The organism is Ensifer sp. (assembly GCF_035999135.1).
Classification (GTDB): Bacteria; Pseudomonadota; Alphaproteobacteria; order Rhizobiales; family Rhizobiaceae; genus Ensifer.
The window spans coordinates 40,598-60,066 of the sequence record NZ_DASYGZ010000204.1 but is presented as its reverse complement, the minus strand read 5'-3'; the positions used below and the strand labels follow the sequence as shown (position 1 = coordinate 60,066).

Here is a 19,469-nt window from a genome sequence, read left to right as displayed (position 1 = left end):
CGGGCGTTTGGCAGTTTGGGATCGGAAAGCCTCAGGATGCCTTGACGCGGGCAAGGCCGGCGCGGGCGGGCTCATACTTCGGGTCGAGCTGCAGCGCGTGCGAATAGGACTTGGAGGCCTTGGCCTTGTCGCCCTTGCGCTCGTAGATCAGCGCCTGGTTGGCCCAGGATTCAGCGACCTTGCCGTTGAGGTTGATGGCGGTGTTGAAATCCGAGAAGGCGTTGTCGTCATCGCCTTGAGCGACATAGGAGATGCCGCGGCCGTTGTAGGGCTCCGGCGAGCTCGGCGACAGCGAGATCGCGGTCGAGAAGTCTTCGATCGCCTGGCCGTGCTGGTTGCGCGCCTGGTAGATCAGGCCGCGATTGTGGTAGGCGCGCGGATCGGTCGTGTCGAGCTGGATCGCCTTGTTGAAATCGTTGAACGCGGAATCGAGCTGGCCGGCCTGGCGATAGAGGTTGCCGCGGCCGATATAGGCGACGTCGTAGTTGGCGTTGAGCTGCAGCGCCATGTTGTAGTCGGCAAGGGCTGCCTGGGTGTTGCCCATGTTGCGGTGAACGAGCGCCCGGTTGGCAAATGCCTGGTAGAAGCGCGGGTTCAGCTGGATCGCCTGGTCGAAATCGGCGATGGCGCGGCGGTACTCGCCGGCGCGGCCATAGGCCGATCCGCGCACGTTGTAGCCTTCCGGGTCGCTCGGATTGGAGGCGATGACGCTCGAGAGCGAGGCGATGTTCTCCTGGGAGCCCTGTTCGCGCTCGACCTTGTTGGTCACGGAATCCGGACCGTCGGTCGTGCAGCCTGCAAGCAGAAGGGCCGAACCCAGGATCAGCATGGCGGCAAGCCTTGGCTTGCGCTGGTGGCGGCGAGACGCCTCGTGGACATTAAAACCGGAGACGTCCGCAGTCATGGCAGCAAGTGTCAAAGGTTGATCCCTCAAATCGACAAGGTCACGAAAGCCATCGGCTTTCTGTTCCTGAAGCCGCCGATACTCCCCGGGGCTCCGCAGCCGAGCCTTGATCAGGCCTGCGGCATCCGCCCGGCCAAACGCTCCGGTCGGCTATCCGTCTCCGGCAGCGTTCCTCACGCTAGCCTGTCGGCGGAAAAGATGTCCATACCAAAAAAAGGCGGCGGCGATATATCGCCCCCGCCACGACTTACATCGGATAGCGTCGAAAAAACGACAAATCAGCGGGCCAGAAGGCCTTCGCGCTGTGCACGCTTGCGTGCCAGCTTGCGAACGCGACGAACGGCTTCGGCCTTTTCGCGGGCGCGCTTCTGGGACGGCTTCTCGTAGTAGTCACGCATCTTCATTTCGCGGAAAATGCCTTCGCGCTGCATCTTTTTCTTAAGAGCGCGGAGCGCCTGATCGACATTATTATCGCGGACAAGTACCTGCACGTGAATCCCGTTCCTTAGTTCGAGTTATTTGCAGCTCCGTCAGGTGCGGAGGCAAAAAAATGACATTCGCTAAGCTGGAAGCTTTACGATTAGGCGAGCGGATAACAGATCGTCAGGCGAAAGTCCAGCGACGACATGAGGAGGTGCTGAAAAAACCTGAGATACATGCCGGGCACAGCTTCTCGCACAAGGCGCGTAACCGATCCGTAGCCATGTCGCAACTGCGCGCAAGTCCACTCAATTGCGTCGCAAAAGAAACGTTGCGCAGGTCTCGGATTTGCGATTTCTAACGCCCAGGAAATGATCACCGGGGTTCATGGAGTTTGAGGCCGATGCGCAAATATTCTGTTTTCGCCGTGGCGCGCGAGGCGCTGCGCGGCCACAAGGGATGGGGCCCGCACTGGGCGTCGCCCGAGCCGCGCAAAGAGTACGACGCGATCATCATCGGTGGTGGCGGCCACGGCCTGGGGGCTGCCTATTATCTTGCCAAGGAGCATGGCATCACCAATGTCGCGGTGCTCGAAAAGGGCTGGATCGGTGGCGGCAACACCGGCCGCAACACCACGATCATCCGGTCCAACTATCTCTATGAAGAGAGCATGGACATCTACGAGCATTCGCTGAAGCTCTGGGAAAACCTGTCGCAGGACCTGAACTACAACGTCATGTATTCGCCGCGCGGCGTGATGATGCTGTCGCACAACATCCATGACCAGCAGTCGTTCAAGCGACACATCAACGCCAACCGTCTCTATGGCATCGACAACGAGTGGCTGACCCCGGAGCAGGCCAAGGCCTATTGTCCGCCGCTCGATATCGCCAAGAACGCGCGTTACCCGATCAATGGCGCAGCACTGCAGCGCCGCGGCGGCACCGCGCGCCATGATGCAGTTGCCTGGGGCTATGCGCGCGCCGCCTCCGACCGTGGCGTCCACATCATCCAGAACTGCGAAGTCACCGGCATCCGTCGCGACGAGACCGGCCGGGTCATCGGCGTCGACACCAACCGCGGTTATATCGGCGCCAAGAAGGTCGGCATCTCCGCTGCCGGCCACACTTCCGTCCTGATGCAGATGGCCGACGTGCGCGTGCCACTGCAGAGCCAGCCGCTGCAGGCGCTGGTGTCCGAGCCGCTGAAGCCGATCTTCCCCTGCGTCGTCATGTCGAACTCGGTGCACGCCTATATCTCGCAGTCCGACAAGGGTGAGTTCGTTATCGGCGCCGGCACCGACCAGTACAATTCCTATTCGCAGACCGGTGGCCTGCAGATCATTACCCATACGCTCGATGCGATCTGCGAGCTCTTCCCGATGTTCCGCCGGGTCAAGATGATGCGGCAATGGGGCGGCATCGTCGACGTCACCCAGGACCGCTCGCCGATCCAGGGCGTCACGCCGGTTCCGGGCCTGTTCCTCAACGCCGGCTGGGGTACGGGCGGCTTCAAGGCGACGCCGGGCTCGGCTCATCTGTTCGCCCATCTGATCGCCAAGGGCGAGCCGCACCGTCTGGCCGCAGGGCTGACGCTGGAGCGCTTCCGCACCGGCCGGCTGATCGACGAGGCGGCTGCTGCCGCCGTTGCGCACTGAGGATTTCGAGATGCTTCTGATCTACTGCCCCTATTGCGAGGAAGAGCGCTCCGAGCTCGAGTTCCGCGGCGCCGGCGACGCCCACATCGTCCGCCCGGAAAACATCGCCGACATCACCGACGAACAGTTCGAGGAATTTTTCTTCCTGCGCCAGAACCCGAAGGGTCTGATCTTCGAACGCTGGCGCCATATCCACGGCTGCGGCCGGTTCTTCAACGCCGCCCGCGACACGGTTAGCGATCGTTTCTACACCACCTACAAGGCGGGCGAGCCGAAGCCTGACGTCGCCGCCATTCTTCAGAACGAGCAGGACAAGGGAGCCGCAAAATGATGGGGGCCAACCGCATTCCAGGCGTCGGCCGCCTGACACCGGCCCGCACGGCACGTTTCACCTTCGACGGCCGCACGCTGACGGCGCTCGAGGGCGACACGGTGGCTTCGGCCCTGCTTGCCAACGGCATCCATCTCGTCGGCCGCTCGTTCAAGTATCACCGTCCGCGCGGCATTCTGTCCGCCGGCGCCGAGGAGCCGAACGCGCTGCTCGACGTCTCGCGCGATGCCGCCCGCCGCCAGCCGAACGTGCGCGCCACGGTTCAGGAAGTGTTCGACGGCATGAAGGTGAGTTCGCAGAACCGCTGGCCGTCGCTCGCCTTCGACGTCGGTGGTCTCAACGACCTGATGTCGCCGTTCTTCGCCGCCGGCTTCTACTACAAGACGTTCATGTGGCCGAAGGCTGCCTGGCACGCGATCTATGAACCCTTCATCCGCCGCGCCGCCGGTCTCGGCGTTGCGCCGACGGAAGCCGATCCGGACCACTATGCGAGCCGCTATGCCCATTGCGACGTGCTCGTCATCGGTGCCGGCGTTGCCGGACTATCCGCAGCCCTTGCGGCGGCCAAGGCCGGCGCCAAGGTGATCATCTGCGACGAGCAGCCGGAAGTCGGCGGTGCGCTTCGCTACGAGAGCGGCACGACGATCGACGGCAAGGACGGCTGGGACTGGGCGCAGCAGACCGCCAAGGCGCTTGCCGCCATGGACAATGTCACGCTGCTCACCCGCACCACCGGCTTCGGCTATTACAACCACAATTTCGTCGGCCTGGTCGAGCGGGTCACCGATCACCTTGCTGCCCTCGACAAGTCGCTGCCGCGCGAGCGGCTGTGGCAGGTGCGCGCCAAGAAGGTGATCCTTGCCAACGGCCAGATCGAGCGCCACATGGTGTTTGCCAACAACGACCGTCCGGGCATCATGCTCGCTTCGGCAGGCCGCACCTATCTCAACCACTTTGGCGTTTCGGTCGGCTCGAAGGTCGGGGTCTATACCGCTCACGATTCCGCCTACGAAGCCGCCTTCGATCTCAAGCGCGCCGGCGTTTCGGTTCCGGTCATTGTCGACTGCCGCGAAAATCCGGGCGAAGCCGTTCTTGCCGAAGCACGCAAGCTCGGCATCGAGGTGCTGACCGGCCATTCCGTCATCAAGGCTGGCGGCAAGCTCCGCGTCAATTCGATCAGCGTCGCCCGCAATGGCGGCGGCTCGGCGCGAAAGTTTGCCGTCGACGCGCTCTTGGTTTCGGCCGGCTGGACGCCGTCGGTGCACCTCTTCTCGCAATCGCGTGGCAAGGTGAAGTTCGACAAGGCGACGGAGCGCTTCCTGCCCGGCACCTATCTGCAGGACTGCCTGTCGATCGGCGCCTGCAACGGCACCGACGACCTGCAGGCAACCATCGACGAGGCGCTCGCCGCCGGCGAACTGACCGCCCGTGCCGCCGGCTCCGAAGGCGGGACGCAGGTGACGCTTTCGGGTGAAAACCGCTTCGGCTGGACCGGCGGCATGATCGGCGCTGCCGAAGGCGCCGGCCCGGACACGACGGTCAAGGCCTTCATCGACTTCCAGCACGACGTCTGCGCCAAGGACATCCGTCTGGCGGTGCGCGAAGGCATGCACTCGATCGAGCACATCAAGCGCTTCACCACCAACGGCATGGCCTCCGACCAGGGCAAGCTTTCCAACATGCATGGTCTCGCCATCGCCGCCGAAGCGCTCGGCAAGGAGATCCCGCAGGTGGGCCTGACGACCTTCCGTCAGCCCTATACGCCGGTAACCTTCGGCGCGATCGTCAACCATTCGCGTGGGTCGCTGTTCGATCCGGCGCGCAAGACGCCGGTTCATGCCTGGGAGGAGGCGCATGGCGCCGAGTTCGAGGATGTCGGCAACTGGAAGCGCGCCTGGTTCTATCCAAAGGCAGGCGAAGACATGCACGAGGCGGTGGCGCGCGAATGCAAGACTGTGCGTGAGGTCGCTGGTCTCTTCGACGCCTCGACGCTCGGCAAGATCGAGGTCGTCGGCCCGGATGCGGCTCAGTTCCTCAATCTGATGTACACCAACGCCTGGGACAACCTGAAGCCCGGCCGCTGCCGTTACGGCATCATGCTGCGCGACGACGGCTTCGTCTATGACGACGGCGTGGTCGGACGGCTGGCCGACGATCGTTTCCACGTGACGACCACAACCGGCGGTGCGCCGCGCGTCATGAACCACATGGAAGACTATCTGCAGACCGAGTTCCCGCATCTGAAGGTGTGGCTGACCTCGACGACGGAGCAATGGGCCGTCATCGCCGTGCAGGGCCCGAAGGCGCGCGAGATCATCGCGCCACTCGTCGAAGGCATCGACCTTTCCAACGAGGCCTTCCCGCATATGAGCGTGGCCGAGGGCAAGATCTGCGGCGTGCCGACCCGGCTCTTCCGCATGTCGTTCACCGGCGAGCTCGGCTTCGAAGTCAACGTGCCTGCCGATTACGGCCAGGCCGTCTGGGAAGCGATCTGGGCACGGGCCGAACCGATGGGCGCCTGCGCCTATGGCACGGAAACCATGCACGTGCTGCGCGCCGAGAAGGGCTACATCATCGTCGGCCAGGATACCGACGGCACGCTGACGCCTGACGATGCCGGTCTCTCCTGGGCGGTGTCGAAGAAGAAGGCCGACTTCGTCGGTATCCGTGGCCTGAAACGCCCGGATCTCGTCAAGGACGGCCGCAAGCAGCTCGTCGGCCTTTTGACCAAGGACCCGAAGGTGGTGCTGGAGGAGGGGGCACAGATCGTCGCCGATCCGAACCAGCCGAAGCCGATGACCATGCTCGGCCACGTGACGTCGTCCTACTGGTCGGAGAACTGCGGCCGTTCGATCGCGCTCGCCATGGTCGCCGGCGGCCGCGAGCGGCTGGGACAGACGCTCTACGTGCCGATGACCGATCGCACCATCGCCGTCGAAGTGAGCGACATGGTGTTCTTTGACAAGGAAGGGGGCCGTCTCCATGGCTGACCAGGTTACTGTTAGCCGCAAGGCGGCGCTCAACGCACGCGGCGGCTCGGCCGAAGCGATCCTGACGCCGGCACCGGCCGCGACGCGCATCTCGCTGCGCGCCGGCCCCGATGCGCTGCATGCGCTTTCCGCCGCACTGGGCGTCACGCTCCCGACACGACCGAAGACCTCGGCCTCGTCGGGCCAGCGTCACGCGCTGTGGATCGGCCCCGACGAGTGGCTGGTGTTCGATGAAGGCGAAGCCGACCTGATGGCGGCGGCTGCGTCCAGCGGCACGCTGCATTCGGCGGTCGACATTTCGCATCGCAACGTCGCCGTCATCGTCAGCGGCCCGGGGGCGGACGTGGCCATCAACAGCGGTTGCCCGCAGGACCTGTCGCTGCCGATCTTCCCGGTTGGAGGCTGCTCGCGTACGATCTTTGGTAAGGCGGAGATCATCCTCTTCCGCACCGGCGAGGATCAGTTCCGCGTCGAGTGCTGGCGGTCGTTCTCGCCCTTCGTCTTCGGGCTCTTGTCCGAAGGCGCTGCCGACGCCGGTCACTGAGTGAAAAAGCCGGGAAGGGCTCACGGCGTTTCCCGGCTGTCGATTCTCACGCGAGCCGGAAATACCAATAGAGCGCGATCTCGCGGGTTCCCGGCTTCAGTGCCGAATAGAGATGCCTGTCGTAGCCCGCAAGCTCGAAACCATAGCGCTCATAGAAGCGGCAGGCGGCGACATTGTTCGACTGTGTCTCGAGCCGGATCCCCGGCAGGTCCTGTTGTTTCGCCCAAGCAACGGCCTGGTCCATGAGCGACTTGGCAACACCTGCACGTCGAGCGGCGCGGTCGACAGCGATATCGTCAACTTCGGCAAAGCCGTTCCAGGCCTTTGACAGCGCAATGTAACCGGCAAGCCTGCCATCGACGCGCGCGGTAAAGAGGGCGGCATCCGCCTCTGCGGATGCGTCCATCAACTCCTTCGCGTCGGCCTCATAGCTCTTCATGTAAGGTTCGACGGGAGCGACAGCGCCAAGACCAGGGCCGCTGAACGGCGGCAGCGCCTCTATCGTTACCTCGAAGGAAAAGTCGCAGCCTGCAAACGCGCTTGCGAAGCGTCCGTCGGCCGGCTCAATGGTGACCGTGGTATCCACCGGGTGCGTTCTCGGGCCGGCTCACGCGTCCACCGGCCGATCCTTGGGATCGAACTGGATGATCGTCTGCCATGTGGCCGTCAAAGCCGGTTTGCGCTCGCCCTCGATCTCGACGCTGACCTCATAGGTGATCATCAGCATGCTGGCGCCGCGGAAGCGGGCATCGGCCATGGTGAAGTGGCCGCGCACCTTGGCGCCGCTCTTGACCGGGGCGATGAACCGCACCTTCTCGAAGCCGTAGTTGATGCCCATCGTCTGCTCTCGGATCTTCGGCAGGCAATTGTAGTTCATCGCCGACAGCAGCGAGAGCGACAGGAAACCGTGCGCGATGGTGCCGCCGAAGGGCGTTTCGGCGGCGGCCCGCACCGGGTCGACGTGGATGTACTGGTAGTCGCTCGTCGCCTCGGCGAACTTGTCGATGGTTTCCTGGCTGACCGTGATCCAGTCGGAAACCCCGACCTCCTGGCCGACCAGCGCCTTGATCTCAGAAAGTGAAATGTCTTCAAGCATATGAACGCCCCGAAACAAGCCCCCCGATCGATATAGGCCGGCCCGCTGCAACCTGCAAGCGCTGGAAAAGCCTTAGAAAATTTCGACGAGGAAAGTGACGGAGCGGGGCGCGACATGGCCGGGGATTTCGGGCCTCGCCAGCACGTCCTGCCATTTTCCGCCAATGCTGTCAGGGGGCCTGACGGGATGCGGTGCATGGCTGCGGTTGATGACGATGGCAAGGCGCGCTTGCCGCTTCTGCTGGCGGTCCCGGGTGGTCATCACCATCATCAGGTTGTCCGTGGCAGGATGCTCCCAATCGCCTGTCGTCATCATCTGCCCGTCGAGGCGGCGCCATTCGACATCGCCGTTGCCGGTCAGGAATGTGGTTTCCTCGAAGATGCCGAAGCGCGCGCGCAATGCCGACAGCGCCGCGGTGTGGGCGACGATGTCGTCGTCCATCGTGGTCCAGTCCAGCCAGGTGATGGCGTTGTCCTGGCAATAGGCGTTGTTGTTGCCGTTCTGGCTGCGCCCGCCTTCGTCGCCGGCGGTCAGCATGATCGTCCCGCGGGTTGCAAACAGCGATCCGAGAAGCGCCAAGACATCATGACGCCTGGCCGCCCGGATCTCCGGATCGGCGGTCGGCCCTTCCGCGCCGTTGTTCCAGGAGTGGTTCTCGTTGTGGCCGTCGCGGTTTTCCTCGCCATTGGCCTCGTTGTGCTTGCCGGCATAGGAGACGATGTCGGCAAGCGTGAAGCCGTCATGGGCGGCGATGAAATTGACGGTCCGCGTGCCTTCCTCGCCCCAGCGGGAAAAACTGTTCGACGAGCCGGCAAGGGCTGTCGCCAATGCGCCGATCGCGTGGCGGTCGCCGCGCCAGTAGATGCGGATATCGTCGCGGGCACGGTCGTTCCATTCGAGGAACGGGGCGGGAAAGTTGCCGAGCTGATAGCCGCCGGGGCCGATGTCCCAGGGCTCGGCAATCAGCACGCGGTCGGCAAGCAGCGGATCGGCCGAGATCGCCTGGAAGAGCGAGGCGTCACGATGAAAGCCGCCCATGTCGCGGCCAAGGATCGAGGCAAGGTCGAAGCGGAAGCCGTCGACGCCTGCGGTGCGCACGAAATGGCGCAGGCTGTCGAGAATCAGCGCCTCGACCACAGGATGGTCGCAGGCAATGGTGTTGCCGCAGCCGGTATCGTTGATGAGTTCGCCCGGCCGGTCGGTGACATGGCGATAGTAGGTGAGGTTGTCGAGGCCGCGCATGGAAAGCGTCGTGCCGAAGCGGTCGCTCTCGCCGGAATGGTTGAAGACGAGATCGAGGATGACGCCGATGCCGGCCTTGCGCAGCGCCGCGACGGTCTTCCTCAGCTCCTTGATGCCGCCCGGCACCAGCCGCGGATCGAGGGCCATCGGCGCGATCGGATTGTAGCCCCAACCGTTCTTCAGCCCGAGCGGAGGCAGGTGGCGCTCGTCGATCCAGGCAACGATCGGCATCAGTTCGACCGCCGAAACCCCGAGGCGTTTCAGGTGCTCGATGACCGCGGGTTCGGCAAGGGCTGCCACCGTGCCACGCTTGGCCTCGGGAACGTCGGGATGTTTTATGGTGAAGGGTTTGACGGCAACCTCGTAGATCAGGCCGCCGGCCCTGAAGAGAGGGGACTTCGCCTTGGCGGACTTTGCGTCGCAGACAATCGCCTTGGGCACGAGATGGGCGGTGTCCTCGCCGAAGATCGTCAGGCGCGGATCATGCTGGAAAGGCCGGTCGAGTTCGACGGCATAGGGATCGACGAGCAGCTTGGAAGGGTCGAACCAGAGGCCGTGATCAGGCGAATAGACGCCATCGGCCCGAAAGCCGTAGCGCGTTCCCTTTGGGGCGTCAGTGACCGTCAGGCTGTGCAAGTCGCCGTTTCGCGCCATCGGCAGCTGCCGCAGCTGTTTCGCGCCTGATTTGTCGAACAGGCAGAGATCGACGCGGGCGGCGTTGCGCGACCACACCGAAAAGGTGGTGCCTTCGGAGGTGACGGTGGCGCCGAGGGGTGGAGTTGCAATCGTCGGCATGGCGGCGGGCTCCTTCGTGGCGTCGAAGTCGTATGGGGCGTACCCCCCCTCTGCCCTGCCGGGCATCTCCCCCACAAGGGGGGAGATCGGCCTGTGGCAACCTCTTGTTCAACCAGAAAACCCATGTCTCGGTTCACGGGTGATGGGCTGCAGCAACGTCAATGCCGTCTTCGGGCAAAGCCGTGCCACAAATCGATCTCCCCCCTTGTGGGGGAGATGCCCGGCAGGGCAGAGGGGGGTACTCGGTCAACGGAAAAAAGGGCCGCATCAAGCGGCCCTCGTTTCGGTCTCTCAGGTAATGACACTCGGCTCGGTGCGGCCGGTGCGGGTCTTGATGCCGGCGATGTCGTCGGCAACGGCGATCAGGTCGGCCAAGGCTTCCTGGGTGTCGATGCCGTGACGTGTCGCGTCCGGCTCGAAGCGCTCGATATAGACGCGCAAAGTCGCACCCGAGGTACCGGTGCCCGACAGGCGGAACACGACGCGCGAACCGCCTTCAAACAGGATGCGGATGCCCTGGTTCTTGCTGACGGAGTGGTCGACCGGGTCGTTGTAGGCGAAGTCGTCGGCGGTTGCGACCTTGAGCGCGCCGAAGGACTTGCCGGGGAGCGTCGCGAGCTGGTCGCGCAGGTTGGCGATCAGGCCATTGGCGGCGTCGCTGTCCACTTCCTCGTAGTCGTGGCGCGAATAGTAGTTGCGGCCGTAGGTCGCCCAGTGCTTCTCAACGATATCGAGAGCGCTTTCCTTGCGCGCGGCGAGAATGTTGAGCCAGAGCAGCACTGCCCACAAACCGTCCTTCTCACGCACGTGGTTTGAGCCGGTGCCCGCACTTTCCTCACCGCAGATCGTCGCCATGCCCTCGTCGAGCAGGTTGCCGAAGAACTTCCAGCCGGTCGGCGTCTCGTAGATGCCGATGCCGAGTTTCTCGGCAACACGGTCGGCAGCCCCGCTGGTCGGCATCGAGCGGGCGATGCCGGCGATGCCCTTGGCATAGCCCGGCGCCAGGTGCGCGTTGGCGGCAAGCATGGCCAGGCTGTCGGACGGCGTGATGAAGATGCCGCGGCCGATGACGAGGTTGCGGTCGCCGTCGCCATCGGAGGCGGCGCCGAAATCGGGCGCATCGGGCGCCATCATCGTCTCGTAGAGCGCGCGGGCGTGCACCAGGTTCGGGTCGGGGTGATGGCCGCCGAAATCGGGCAGCGGGATGAAGTTCATCACCGAGCCCTTCGGTGCGCCGAGGCGCTTCTCGATGATCTCCTTGGCATAGGGACCGGTGACGGCGCTCATGGCGTCGAAGACGACGCGGAAGCCGCCTTCGATCATCTTGCGGATGGCGCCGAAGTCGAACAGGCTTTCCATCAGTTCGGCGTAGTCGGCGACCGGATCGATGACGGTGATGGTCATGCCGTCGATGTCCTGCGTGCCCTCGGCATCGAGGTTGATGTCGGCGACATCGGAGATCTTGTAGCTGTCGATCACCTGGCTGCGGGCGAAGATCGCATCGGTGATCTTTTCCGGCGCCGGGCCGCCATTGCCGATATTGTACTTGATGCCGAAGTCTTCGGTCGGGCCGCCCGGGTTGTGGCTGGCGGAAAGCACGATGCCGCCGAACGCCTTGTACTTGCGGATGACATTGGAGGCGGCCGGCGTCGAGAGGATGCCGCCGCGGCCGACGAGCACGCGGCCGAAACCATTGGCCGCCGCCATCTTGATGGCGATCTGGATGACCTCGCGGTTGTAGTAGCGGCCGTCGCCACCGATAACAAGCGTTTCGCCCTGAAAGCCTTCGAGCGCATCGAAGATCGACTGGATGAAGTTCTCGGCGTAGTTCTTCTGCTGGAAGACCGGGACCTTCTTGCGCAGCCCTGACGTGCCAGGCTTCTGGTCGCCGTAGGGGGTTGTGGTGACCGTTCTTATCATGCTGACTTAACCTTTCCCGAGAAGACCGGAATATAGTGAGACGTATCGCTCGGCACTTGTGGCCCAGGAAACGTCCGATTTCATGCCCTGGGTCTGGATTTTCGACCAGACCTTAGGCTCGCTGTATGCACGCAGCACGCGCCGGATCGCAAGCCGCAACCCGTCGCCATTGACAGGCGTGAATTGGAAGCCGGTGGCGACCTTGGCGGCAAGGCCGGCCTCGTTGGCATCGATGATCGTGTCGGCAAGGCCGCCGGTGCGTGCGACGACGGGCACGCAGCCATAGCGCAGGCCATAGAGTTGGGTGAGCCCGCAGGGCTCGAACCGCGACGGGATGAGGATCGCGTCGGAACCCGCCTGCATCAGGTGCGACAAGGGTTCGTTGTAGCCGGTGACCATGCCGATATGGCCGCGGTGACGGGAAGCGGCCGCAAGCAACGCGCCTTCAAGGGCCGCGTCGCCCGATCCGAGCACCACCAGCCTGGCGCCAAGAGCGACGAGTTCGTCCGCCACTTCGGCAACGAGGTCCATGCCCTTCTGCCAGGTGAGGCGGCTGACGACGCAGAAGATCGGGCCGTCGCCCTTTTCGAGGCCGAAGCGTTCTTCGAGCGCCCGCCGGTTGAGGACGCGTTGCTTCAGGCTCGTCGCGCTGAAGGTCTGGGCGATGTGCGGGTCCGTCTGGGGGTTCCAGACATCGGCGTCGATGCCGTTGACGATGCCCGAGAGGTCGGCGACGCGGCTCTTCAACAGGCCTTCGAGCCCCATGCCGAATTCGGGTGTCAGTATCTCCTGAGCATAGGACGGGCTGACGGTGGTGATGGCATTCGCAGTCTGCATGCCACCCTTGAGGAAGCCGACATCGCCGTAATATTCGACGAACTGCATCGAGAAGGCTTCCGGCGGAAGCGCAAGTTCGGGAAAGACGGACGCGCCGAACTGGCCCTGGAAAGCGATGTTGTGGATGGTCATGACCGTCGGTGTCGCGGCGGCACGGCCGAAGCGCATGTAGACCGGCGTCAGCGCCGTCTGCCAGTCATGGACGTGGACGATATCGGGCTTGAAGCCGGGGACGATGTCGCCGGCGGCGATTTCGGCGGCCGCAAGCGAAAGTGCTGCGAAACGGCGGAAGTTGTCGGCATAGTCGAGGCCCGTCGCATCGACATAGGGGCCGCCGTCTCGATTGTAGAGTGCCGGCTGGTCGAGGATCAGGAGGTCCAGCCCGTCAATCTCCGCCGCAAGAACCGTGGCCGGATTGCCGAACAGGTTGTCGAAGCTGCCAACCTTCTTCTTCTTTTTCAGCTTCTGCAGCACGGCCGGATAGCCGGGCACCAGCGTTCGCGTCTTGACGCCGTGCGGCAAAAGCGCTGCGGGCAGCGCGCCGACGACATCGGCGAGCCCCCCGGTCTTGATCAGCGGATAGACTTCGGACGCAACGGACAGGACGTTCATGGAGTGCCTATAATCCCAACTTGTCGATCATCGTCTGCGTGATCAGGCAGACGCCGTTTTCCGAACGTCGGAAACGCTTGGCGTCGAGCACCGGATCGTCGCCGACGACGAGGCCCTCGGGGATCACGACACGGCTGTCGATGACCACGTTGCGCAGCGTCGCATGGCGACCGATCTTCACATCGGGAAGAACTACGGCATTCTCCAGACGGGAATATGAATTCACCCGGACACCTGTGAACAACAGGCTGCGGTTAAGGGCCGCGCCTGAGATGATGCAGTCACCTGAGATCAGCGACGAGGTCGCCGAGCCGCGGCGGTTTTCATCGTCATGCACGAATTTCGCCGGCGGCTTGATCTCGGCGAAGGTCCAGATCGGCCAGGTGCTGTCGTAGATGTCGAGTTCCGGCGTCACATGGGTGAGGTCGATATTGGCCTGCCAATAGGCGTCGATCGTACCGACATCGCGCCAATAGGCCTCGCGTTCGAAATCCGAGCGCACGCAGGACTCGGCGAAACGGTGGGCGACGGCTTTGCCGTTGTCGACGATGTAGGGGATGATGTCCTTGCCGAAGTCGCGGCTCGATTTCGGATCGGCGGCGTCGCGGCGCAGAAGATCCATCAGGAACTTCGTGTGGAAGACGTAGATGCCCATCGAGGCAAGCGCCATCTCCGGATTGCCGGGAATACCCGGCGGATCGGCAGGCTTCTCGACGAAGGCGATGATGCGGTCCTTTTCGTCGACATGCATGACGCCGAAGCCGGTCGCTTCCATGCGCGGCACTTCGAGGCAGCCGATGGTAACATCGGCGCCGGAATCGACGTGCTGCTGCAGCATCAATTCATAGTCCATCTTGTAAATGTGATCGCCGGCGAGGATGACCATGTACTCGACGCCATGGTCCTCGATGATGTCGATGTTCTGGTAGACGGCGTCGGCGGTGCCCTCGTACCACTGCGTCTCGGACACGCGCTGGCTGGCGGGCAGGATGTCGAAGCTTTCGTTTCGCTCGGGGCGGAAGAAGTTCCAGCCGCGCTGCAGGTGCCGGATCAGCGAATGCGCCTTGTACTGGGTGGCGACGCCGATGCGGCGGATACCGGAGTTGAGCGCATTCGACAGCGCGAAGTCGATGATGCGGGCCTTGCCACCGAAATACACGGCCGGCTTTGCCCGCCGGTCGGTCAGTTCCTTCAGGCGGCTGCCGCGGCCGCCAGCGAGAACATAGGCCATGGCATCACGTGCCAGAGGTTGCGTACGCTTTTCCACCATTTGTCCTCCCCAAACATTGACCTCGGGGTCGTCGAGGCGGCTTTCGCAGACGCCTCGCGGCCCTCGAAATTGGCTGCTATTCCTGCTCCAGCATCAGTGTCGCCAGAGGCGGCAGTGTGATGCTGGCCATCGTCGCTCCTGTCGTATTTTTCTTGGCAAAGACGGCGCCGCCGTTGCCCTTGCCGCTTCCTCCGTAGATTTCCGCGTCGGTGTTGAGGATTTCCTTCCAGCGACCCTCGACCGGCAGCGGAACGGCATAGTTTTCCCGATAGACGGGTGTGAAATTGGTGACGACGGCGACCAGTTTCTCGCCGGGCGCCTTGCGCAGCCAGGCAAAGACCGAGTTGTCGCGGTCGTCGGCAAGCAGCCACTCGAAACCCTCGCCTTCGCAGTCGCGGGCATGCAGCGCCGGCTTGGCGCGGTAGGTGCCGTTGAGATCCCGCACAAGGCGTCGCACGCCCTCGTGCAGGTGGTATTCGAGCAGGTTCCAGTCGAGCGCGCGCTCCTCGGACCATTCGCGCCATTGCGCGAATTCCTGGCCCATGAACAGGAGCTTCTTGCCCGGATAGCCCCACATGAAGGCGTAGTAGGCCCTCAGATTGGCAAACTTCTGCCAGTCGTCGCCGGCCATCTTGGCGATCAGCGAGCCCTTGCCGTGCACGACTTCGTCATGGGAGAGCGGCAGCACGAAGTTCTCGCTGAAGGCGTAGAGCAGACCGAAGGTCAGGTCGTTGTGGTGGTGCTTGCGGTGCACCGGCTCGCGCGACATGTACTGAAGCGTGTCGTGCATGAAGCCCATGTTCCACTTGAAGCCGAAGCCCAACCCCCCGGCGTGAACCGGATGGGAGACCTTCGGCCAGGAGGTCGATTCCTCGGCGATCGTCAGGATGCCCTTCTGGACGCCGTAGATCTCGGTGTTCATGGTCTGCAGGAAGCGGACTGCTTCGAGGTTCTCGTTGCCGCCATATTCGTTCGGCACCCATTCGCCATGCTTGCGCGAATAGTCGAGGTAGAGCATCGATGCGACCGCATCGACGCGCAGGCCGTCGACATGGAACTTTTCCGCCCAGTACAGCGCGTTGTTGACGAGGAACGACAGTACTTCCTGGCGGCCGAAATTGTAGATCGCCGTGTTCCAGTCGGGATGAAAGCCCTGGCGCGGGTCCTCGTGCTCGTAGAGCGCGGTGCCGTCGAACCAGCGTAGCCCGTGTTCGTCGGTCGGGAAATGCGCCGGCACCCAGTCGAGAATGACGCCGATGCCGACCTTGTGGCAGCCATTGACGAAGCGGGCGAAACCTTCCGGCTCGCCGAAGCGGGCGGTCGGCGCATAAAGGCCTGTCGTCTGGTAGCCCCAAGACGGATCGAACGGGAACTCCGAGATCGGCAGGAACTCGATATGGGTGAAGCCCATGTCGACGCAATACGGGATCAGCCGGTCGGCAAGCTCGTCCCAGGAGAGCATGTCGCCATTGTCGCGACGCTGCCAGGAACCGGCGTGGACCTCGTAGATCGAGATCGGCTGACGCCGCGCGTCGGTCGAGGCCCAGTGCTTGCGGTGCGCCTCGTCCTCCCAGGCCTGGGCGATCTCCGGCGTGGTCATCGAGGCGGTGTTGGGGCGAAGCTCGGAGCGCCGCGCGAAAGGATCGGCCTTCAGCGGCAGCAGCGTGCCGTTGCGGTCGAGGATCTCGTACTTGTACGCAACTCCGCCCTCGACGCCGGGAATGAAGATCTCCCAGATGCCGGTATCCGTACGCAGCCGCATGACGTGGCGTCGGCCGTCCCAGTCGTTGAACTGGCCCACCACCGAAACACGCCTGGCGTTCGGCGCCCAGACGGCGAAGTGGTAGCCGTGCGCGCCGTCATGCTCGATCGGGTGCGCGCCCATCTTGTCGAAGAGCCGGAGGTGCGAGCCCTCGCGGATGTAATAGTCATCCATCGGACCAAGAACGGGACCGAAGCTGTAGGGATCGACGACGACCCATTCGCCGCCCTGGTTGCGCGCGCGGTAGCGCACGGGCTGCGGTTTCTTGAGCGATATGGGCCCTTCGAAGAAACCGGCATCGTCGCGCCGTTCAAGGGTGCCCAGGTCCTTGCCGGCGAGCGTTTCGACCGCCACGGTCTCGGCGTCGGGAATGAAGCAGCGGGCGAGGAGCCCTTTGCCGTTCGGGTGTATGCCGAGCACCGCGAAGGGGTCGTCGTGCGTGCCCGCAAGGATGGCCGCGATATCCGGCGCTGACAGCAGACCTGAAGCTGCGGGTTCCGGGTCCTTGCCGGCCGAAGGCGTCATCCAGCTCTCCAGATTTCCCCGGCATACTGCCGGATGGTGCGGTCGGATGAGAACCAGCCCATCCGTGCGGTGTTGCGGATTGCCTGCGCGTACCACTCCGACGGCGTGGTCCAGAGGTGGTCGATCTCACGCTGGGCCTTGGCATAGGCCTCGAAATCGGCGGCGACCATGAACCAGTCGTGATTGTAGAGCCCTTCGACCAGGCTGGAGAAGCGGTTGCGGTCATCCGGCGAGAACACGCCCGAGGCAATTGCCTGCAGCGCCTGAGACAGCTCGCGCGAGCCTTCGATGATGGCGCGCGGATTGTGGCCTTCGGCCCGGGCTCTCGTCACCTCTTCGGCGGTCATGCCGAAGATCTTGATGTTCTCCTCGCCGATCCAGTCCCGCATTTCGACGTTGGCGCCGTCGAGCGTGCCGATCGTCAAGGCGCCGTTCAGCGCAAACTTCATGTTGCCGGTGCCGGACGCTTCCATGCCGGCGGTCGAAATCTGTTCGGAGAGGTCGGCGGCCGGAACCATGATCTCGGCGAGCGAGACGTTGTAGTTCGGCACGAAGACGATCTTCAGCAGGCCGCGCACGGCCGGGTCGTTGTTGACGACGCGGGCAACGTCGTTGGCGAGCTTGATGATCAGCTTGGCGTTGTGATAGCTCGGCGCCGCCTTGCCGGCAAAGAGCTTGACGCGCGGCACCCAGTCGAGTTCCGGATGCGAGCGGATCTGGTCGTAGAGTGCCACCGCCTCGATGATGTTGAGCAGCTGGCGCTTGTATTCATGGATGCGCTTGATCTGGATGTCGAACATCGCCGACGGATCGAGCCGGATGCCGAGGCGGCTCTGCACGACCTGGGCGAGGCGCACCTTGTTGGCGCGCTTGACGGCGGCGAAATGCTCCTGGAACTCGGCCTTGCCGGCGAACGCGTCGAGCGCCTGCAGCGCCTCGGTATTGTCCATGAACTCGTCGCCGATCGCCTCGCGGATCAGCCCGAAGAGTCCCGGATTGCATTGCATCAGCCAGCGGCGCGGAGTGATGCCGTTGGTCTTGTTGTTGATGCGGTCGGGATAGAGCTTGTGCAGGTCGGCAAACACCGTTTCCTTCATCAGCTCGGTGTGCAGCGCCGAAACGCCGTTGATCGAGTGCGAGCCGACAAAGGCGAGATTGCCCATGCGCACGCGCCGTTCGCCACTTTCGTCGATCAGCGAGATGTTGCGGATCTCGTCGTCGGTCGCACCCTTCTGGCGGCGGGCCTCGATCAGGATCTTGGCGTTGATCGCATAGACGATCTGCATGTGGCGCGGCAACAGCCGCTCGATCAGCGGCACAGGCCAGCTTTCGAGCGCTTCGGGCAGAAGGGTGTGGTTGGTGTAGGAGATGGTGCGGCGGGTGATGTCCCAGGCCTGCTCGAAATCAAGGCCGTGCAGGTCGGTCAAGAGCCGCACCAGCTCGGCAATGGAGATCGCCGGATGGGTGTCGTTGAGCTGGATCGCGACGGCGTCGGGCAGCGAGGTGAAATCCGGATACTGCTGCAGGTGGCGGCGCAGAATGTCCTGAAGCGAGGCGGACGAGAAGAAATATTCCTGGCGCAGCCGCAGTTCCTGGCCGGCCGGCGTCGCGTCGGCGGGATAGAGAACGCGGGTCAGGCTTTCCGCCTTGTTGCTTTCCTTCAGCGCGCCGATGTGGTCGCCGGCATTGAAGGCGGCAAGCAGGATCGGGTCGATCGGCTGCGCGGTCCAGAGCCGCAGCGTGTTGACCCGCTTTGCCCGCCAGCCGACGGCGGGCGTGTCGAAGGCGGTGGCGATGACGCGCTCGGCCGGCTTCCAGACGAACCGCTGGATTTCCTCGTCGATATTGGCGGTTTCGACAACGCCGCCGAAGCCGATTTCATAGGAGCTTTCGCGCCGCTCGAATTCCCAGGGGTTGCCGTGGGCAAGCCAGGTTTCAGGCAATTCCACCTGCCAGCCATCGGCCATCTGCTGGCGGAAGAGGCCGTGCATGTAGCGGATGCCGTAGCCATAGGCCGGGACGTCGACGGTCGCCATCGATTCCATGAAACAGGCTGCAAGGCGGCCGAGGCCACCGTTGCCAAGGGCTGCGTCCGGCTCCAGCTGGGCGACGACGTCGATATCGACGCCGAGCGAGGCGAGCGCATCGCGCATCTCGTCCATCAGGCCGATATTGGTCATGGCGTCGCGCATCAGGCGGCCGATGAGGAACTCGAGCGAGAGATAATAGACGCGCTTGGCGCCCGTCGCGTAGGTCTTGCGGGTGGAGTCCATCCACTTGTCGGTGATGCGGTCACGGGCAACCAGGATCGCCGCCGTCAGCCAGTCATGCGGCTTGGCGACCTTCGGATCCTTGCCGATGCGGTACTTCAGGCGTTCGAGGATTTCGACAGCGAGCTGGCTAGGTTCGGACGACCTTGGGGCGGGCTGCGGCACGTCGTTGGTGGAGAGCCTGTTCATCATGAAACTGTCTTTACCCTTTTGCGTTGGGAGATCGCAGGCCGGACCCGACCGGGGATAAAGGCAATTTATGCATCGATCCGAAGCGCTTGCAACAGATGTTTT

At 63.6% G+C, this 19,469-nt stretch carries 14 protein-coding genes; 4 read left to right on the top strand and 10 right to left on the bottom strand.

Features of this window, described 5'->3' with window-relative positions; genetic code table 11:
- Positions 1-31: 31 nt before the first annotated feature.
- On the bottom strand, positions 32-919 hold the full coding sequence (locus VGO12_RS27085; protein WP_327515811.1) for a tetratricopeptide repeat protein: 888 nt from the start codon (positions 917-919) through the stop codon (positions 32-34).
- Positions 920-1,182: 263 nt separating this feature from the next.
- Positions 1,183-1,395, bottom strand: a complete 213-nt coding sequence (gene rpsU, locus VGO12_RS27080; RefSeq protein WP_034786884.1) for a 30S ribosomal protein S21 — start codon at positions 1,393-1,395, stop codon at positions 1,183-1,185.
- Positions 1,396-1,727: 332 nt separating this feature from the next.
- On the opposite strand from rpsU, the gene VGO12_RS27075 reads away from it, so the two are divergent.
- The 4 genes from VGO12_RS27075 to VGO12_RS27060 are packed head-to-tail and all read left to right on the top strand — an operon-like array spanning position 1,728 to position 6,846.
- Positions 1,728-2,981, top strand: coding sequence for a sarcosine oxidase subunit beta family protein (locus VGO12_RS27075; RefSeq protein WP_327515810.1), 1,254 nt, complete (start codon positions 1,728-1,730; stop codon positions 2,979-2,981).
- A 10-nt stretch (positions 2,982-2,991) separates the two neighbouring features.
- Positions 2,992-3,312 (top strand): sarcosine oxidase subunit delta, encoded by a 321-nt coding sequence (locus tag VGO12_RS27070; protein WP_327515809.1) that lies wholly within the window; start codon positions 2,992-2,994, stop codon positions 3,310-3,312.
- The gene (locus VGO12_RS27065) at positions 3,309-6,302 is read left to right on the top strand and encodes a sarcosine oxidase subunit alpha (protein WP_327515808.1); all 2,994 of its coding nucleotides are present in this window, start codon (positions 3,309-3,311) and stop codon (positions 6,300-6,302) included. Before VGO12_RS27070 ends, VGO12_RS27065 begins: the two co-directional genes overlap by 4 nt.
- Positions 6,295-6,846 (top strand): sarcosine oxidase subunit gamma, encoded by a 552-nt coding sequence (locus tag VGO12_RS27060; RefSeq protein ID WP_327515807.1) that lies wholly within the window; start codon positions 6,295-6,297, stop codon positions 6,844-6,846. Before VGO12_RS27065 ends, VGO12_RS27060 begins: the two co-directional genes overlap by 8 nt.
- A gap of 46 nt (positions 6,847-6,892) precedes the next feature.
- On the opposite strand, the gene VGO12_RS27055 is transcribed toward VGO12_RS27060, so the two are convergent.
- The 8 genes from VGO12_RS27055 to VGO12_RS27020 all read right to left on the bottom strand — a co-directional run bounded on the left by VGO12_RS27055 (position 6,893) and on the right by VGO12_RS27020 (position 19,367).
- Positions 6,893-7,432, bottom strand: coding sequence for a GNAT family N-acetyltransferase (locus tag VGO12_RS27055; protein ID WP_327515806.1), 540 nt, complete (start codon positions 7,430-7,432; stop codon positions 6,893-6,895).
- A gap of 21 nt (positions 7,433-7,453) precedes the next feature.
- On the bottom strand, positions 7,454-7,942 hold the full coding sequence (locus VGO12_RS27050) for a MaoC family dehydratase (protein ID WP_327515805.1): 489 nt from the start codon (positions 7,940-7,942) through the stop codon (positions 7,454-7,456).
- 72 nt (positions 7,943-8,014) lie between these two features.
- Complete coding sequence (gene glgX / locus VGO12_RS27045; RefSeq protein WP_327515804.1) at positions 8,015-9,979, bottom strand: glycogen debranching protein GlgX; 1,965 nt, start codon at positions 9,977-9,979, stop codon at positions 8,015-8,017.
- Positions 9,980-10,270: 291 nt separating this feature from the next.
- On the bottom strand, positions 10,271-11,899 hold the full coding sequence (locus tag VGO12_RS27040) for an alpha-D-glucose phosphate-specific phosphoglucomutase (protein WP_327515803.1): 1,629 nt from the start codon (positions 11,897-11,899) through the stop codon (positions 10,271-10,273).
- A gap of 6 nt (positions 11,900-11,905) precedes the next feature.
- Entirely contained in the window at positions 11,906-13,348 is a 1,443-nt protein-coding gene (glgA, locus tag VGO12_RS27035; protein ID WP_327515802.1) for a glycogen synthase GlgA, read from the bottom strand.
- Positions 13,349-13,355: 7 nt separating this feature from the next.
- Positions 13,356-14,618, bottom strand: a complete 1,263-nt coding sequence (gene glgC / locus VGO12_RS27030) for a glucose-1-phosphate adenylyltransferase (RefSeq protein WP_327515801.1) — start codon at positions 14,616-14,618, stop codon at positions 13,356-13,358.
- A 76-nt stretch (positions 14,619-14,694) separates the two neighbouring features.
- Positions 14,695-16,905, bottom strand: a complete 2,211-nt coding sequence (glgB, locus tag VGO12_RS27025; protein WP_327515800.1) for a 1,4-alpha-glucan branching protein GlgB — start codon at positions 16,903-16,905, stop codon at positions 14,695-14,697.
- Positions 16,902-19,367, bottom strand: a complete 2,466-nt coding sequence (locus VGO12_RS27020; protein ID WP_414650789.1) for a glycogen/starch/alpha-glucan phosphorylase — start codon at positions 19,365-19,367, stop codon at positions 16,902-16,904. The genes glgB and VGO12_RS27020 overlap by 4 nt, the downstream gene beginning before the upstream one ends.
- Positions 19,368-19,469 lie beyond the last annotated feature (102 nt).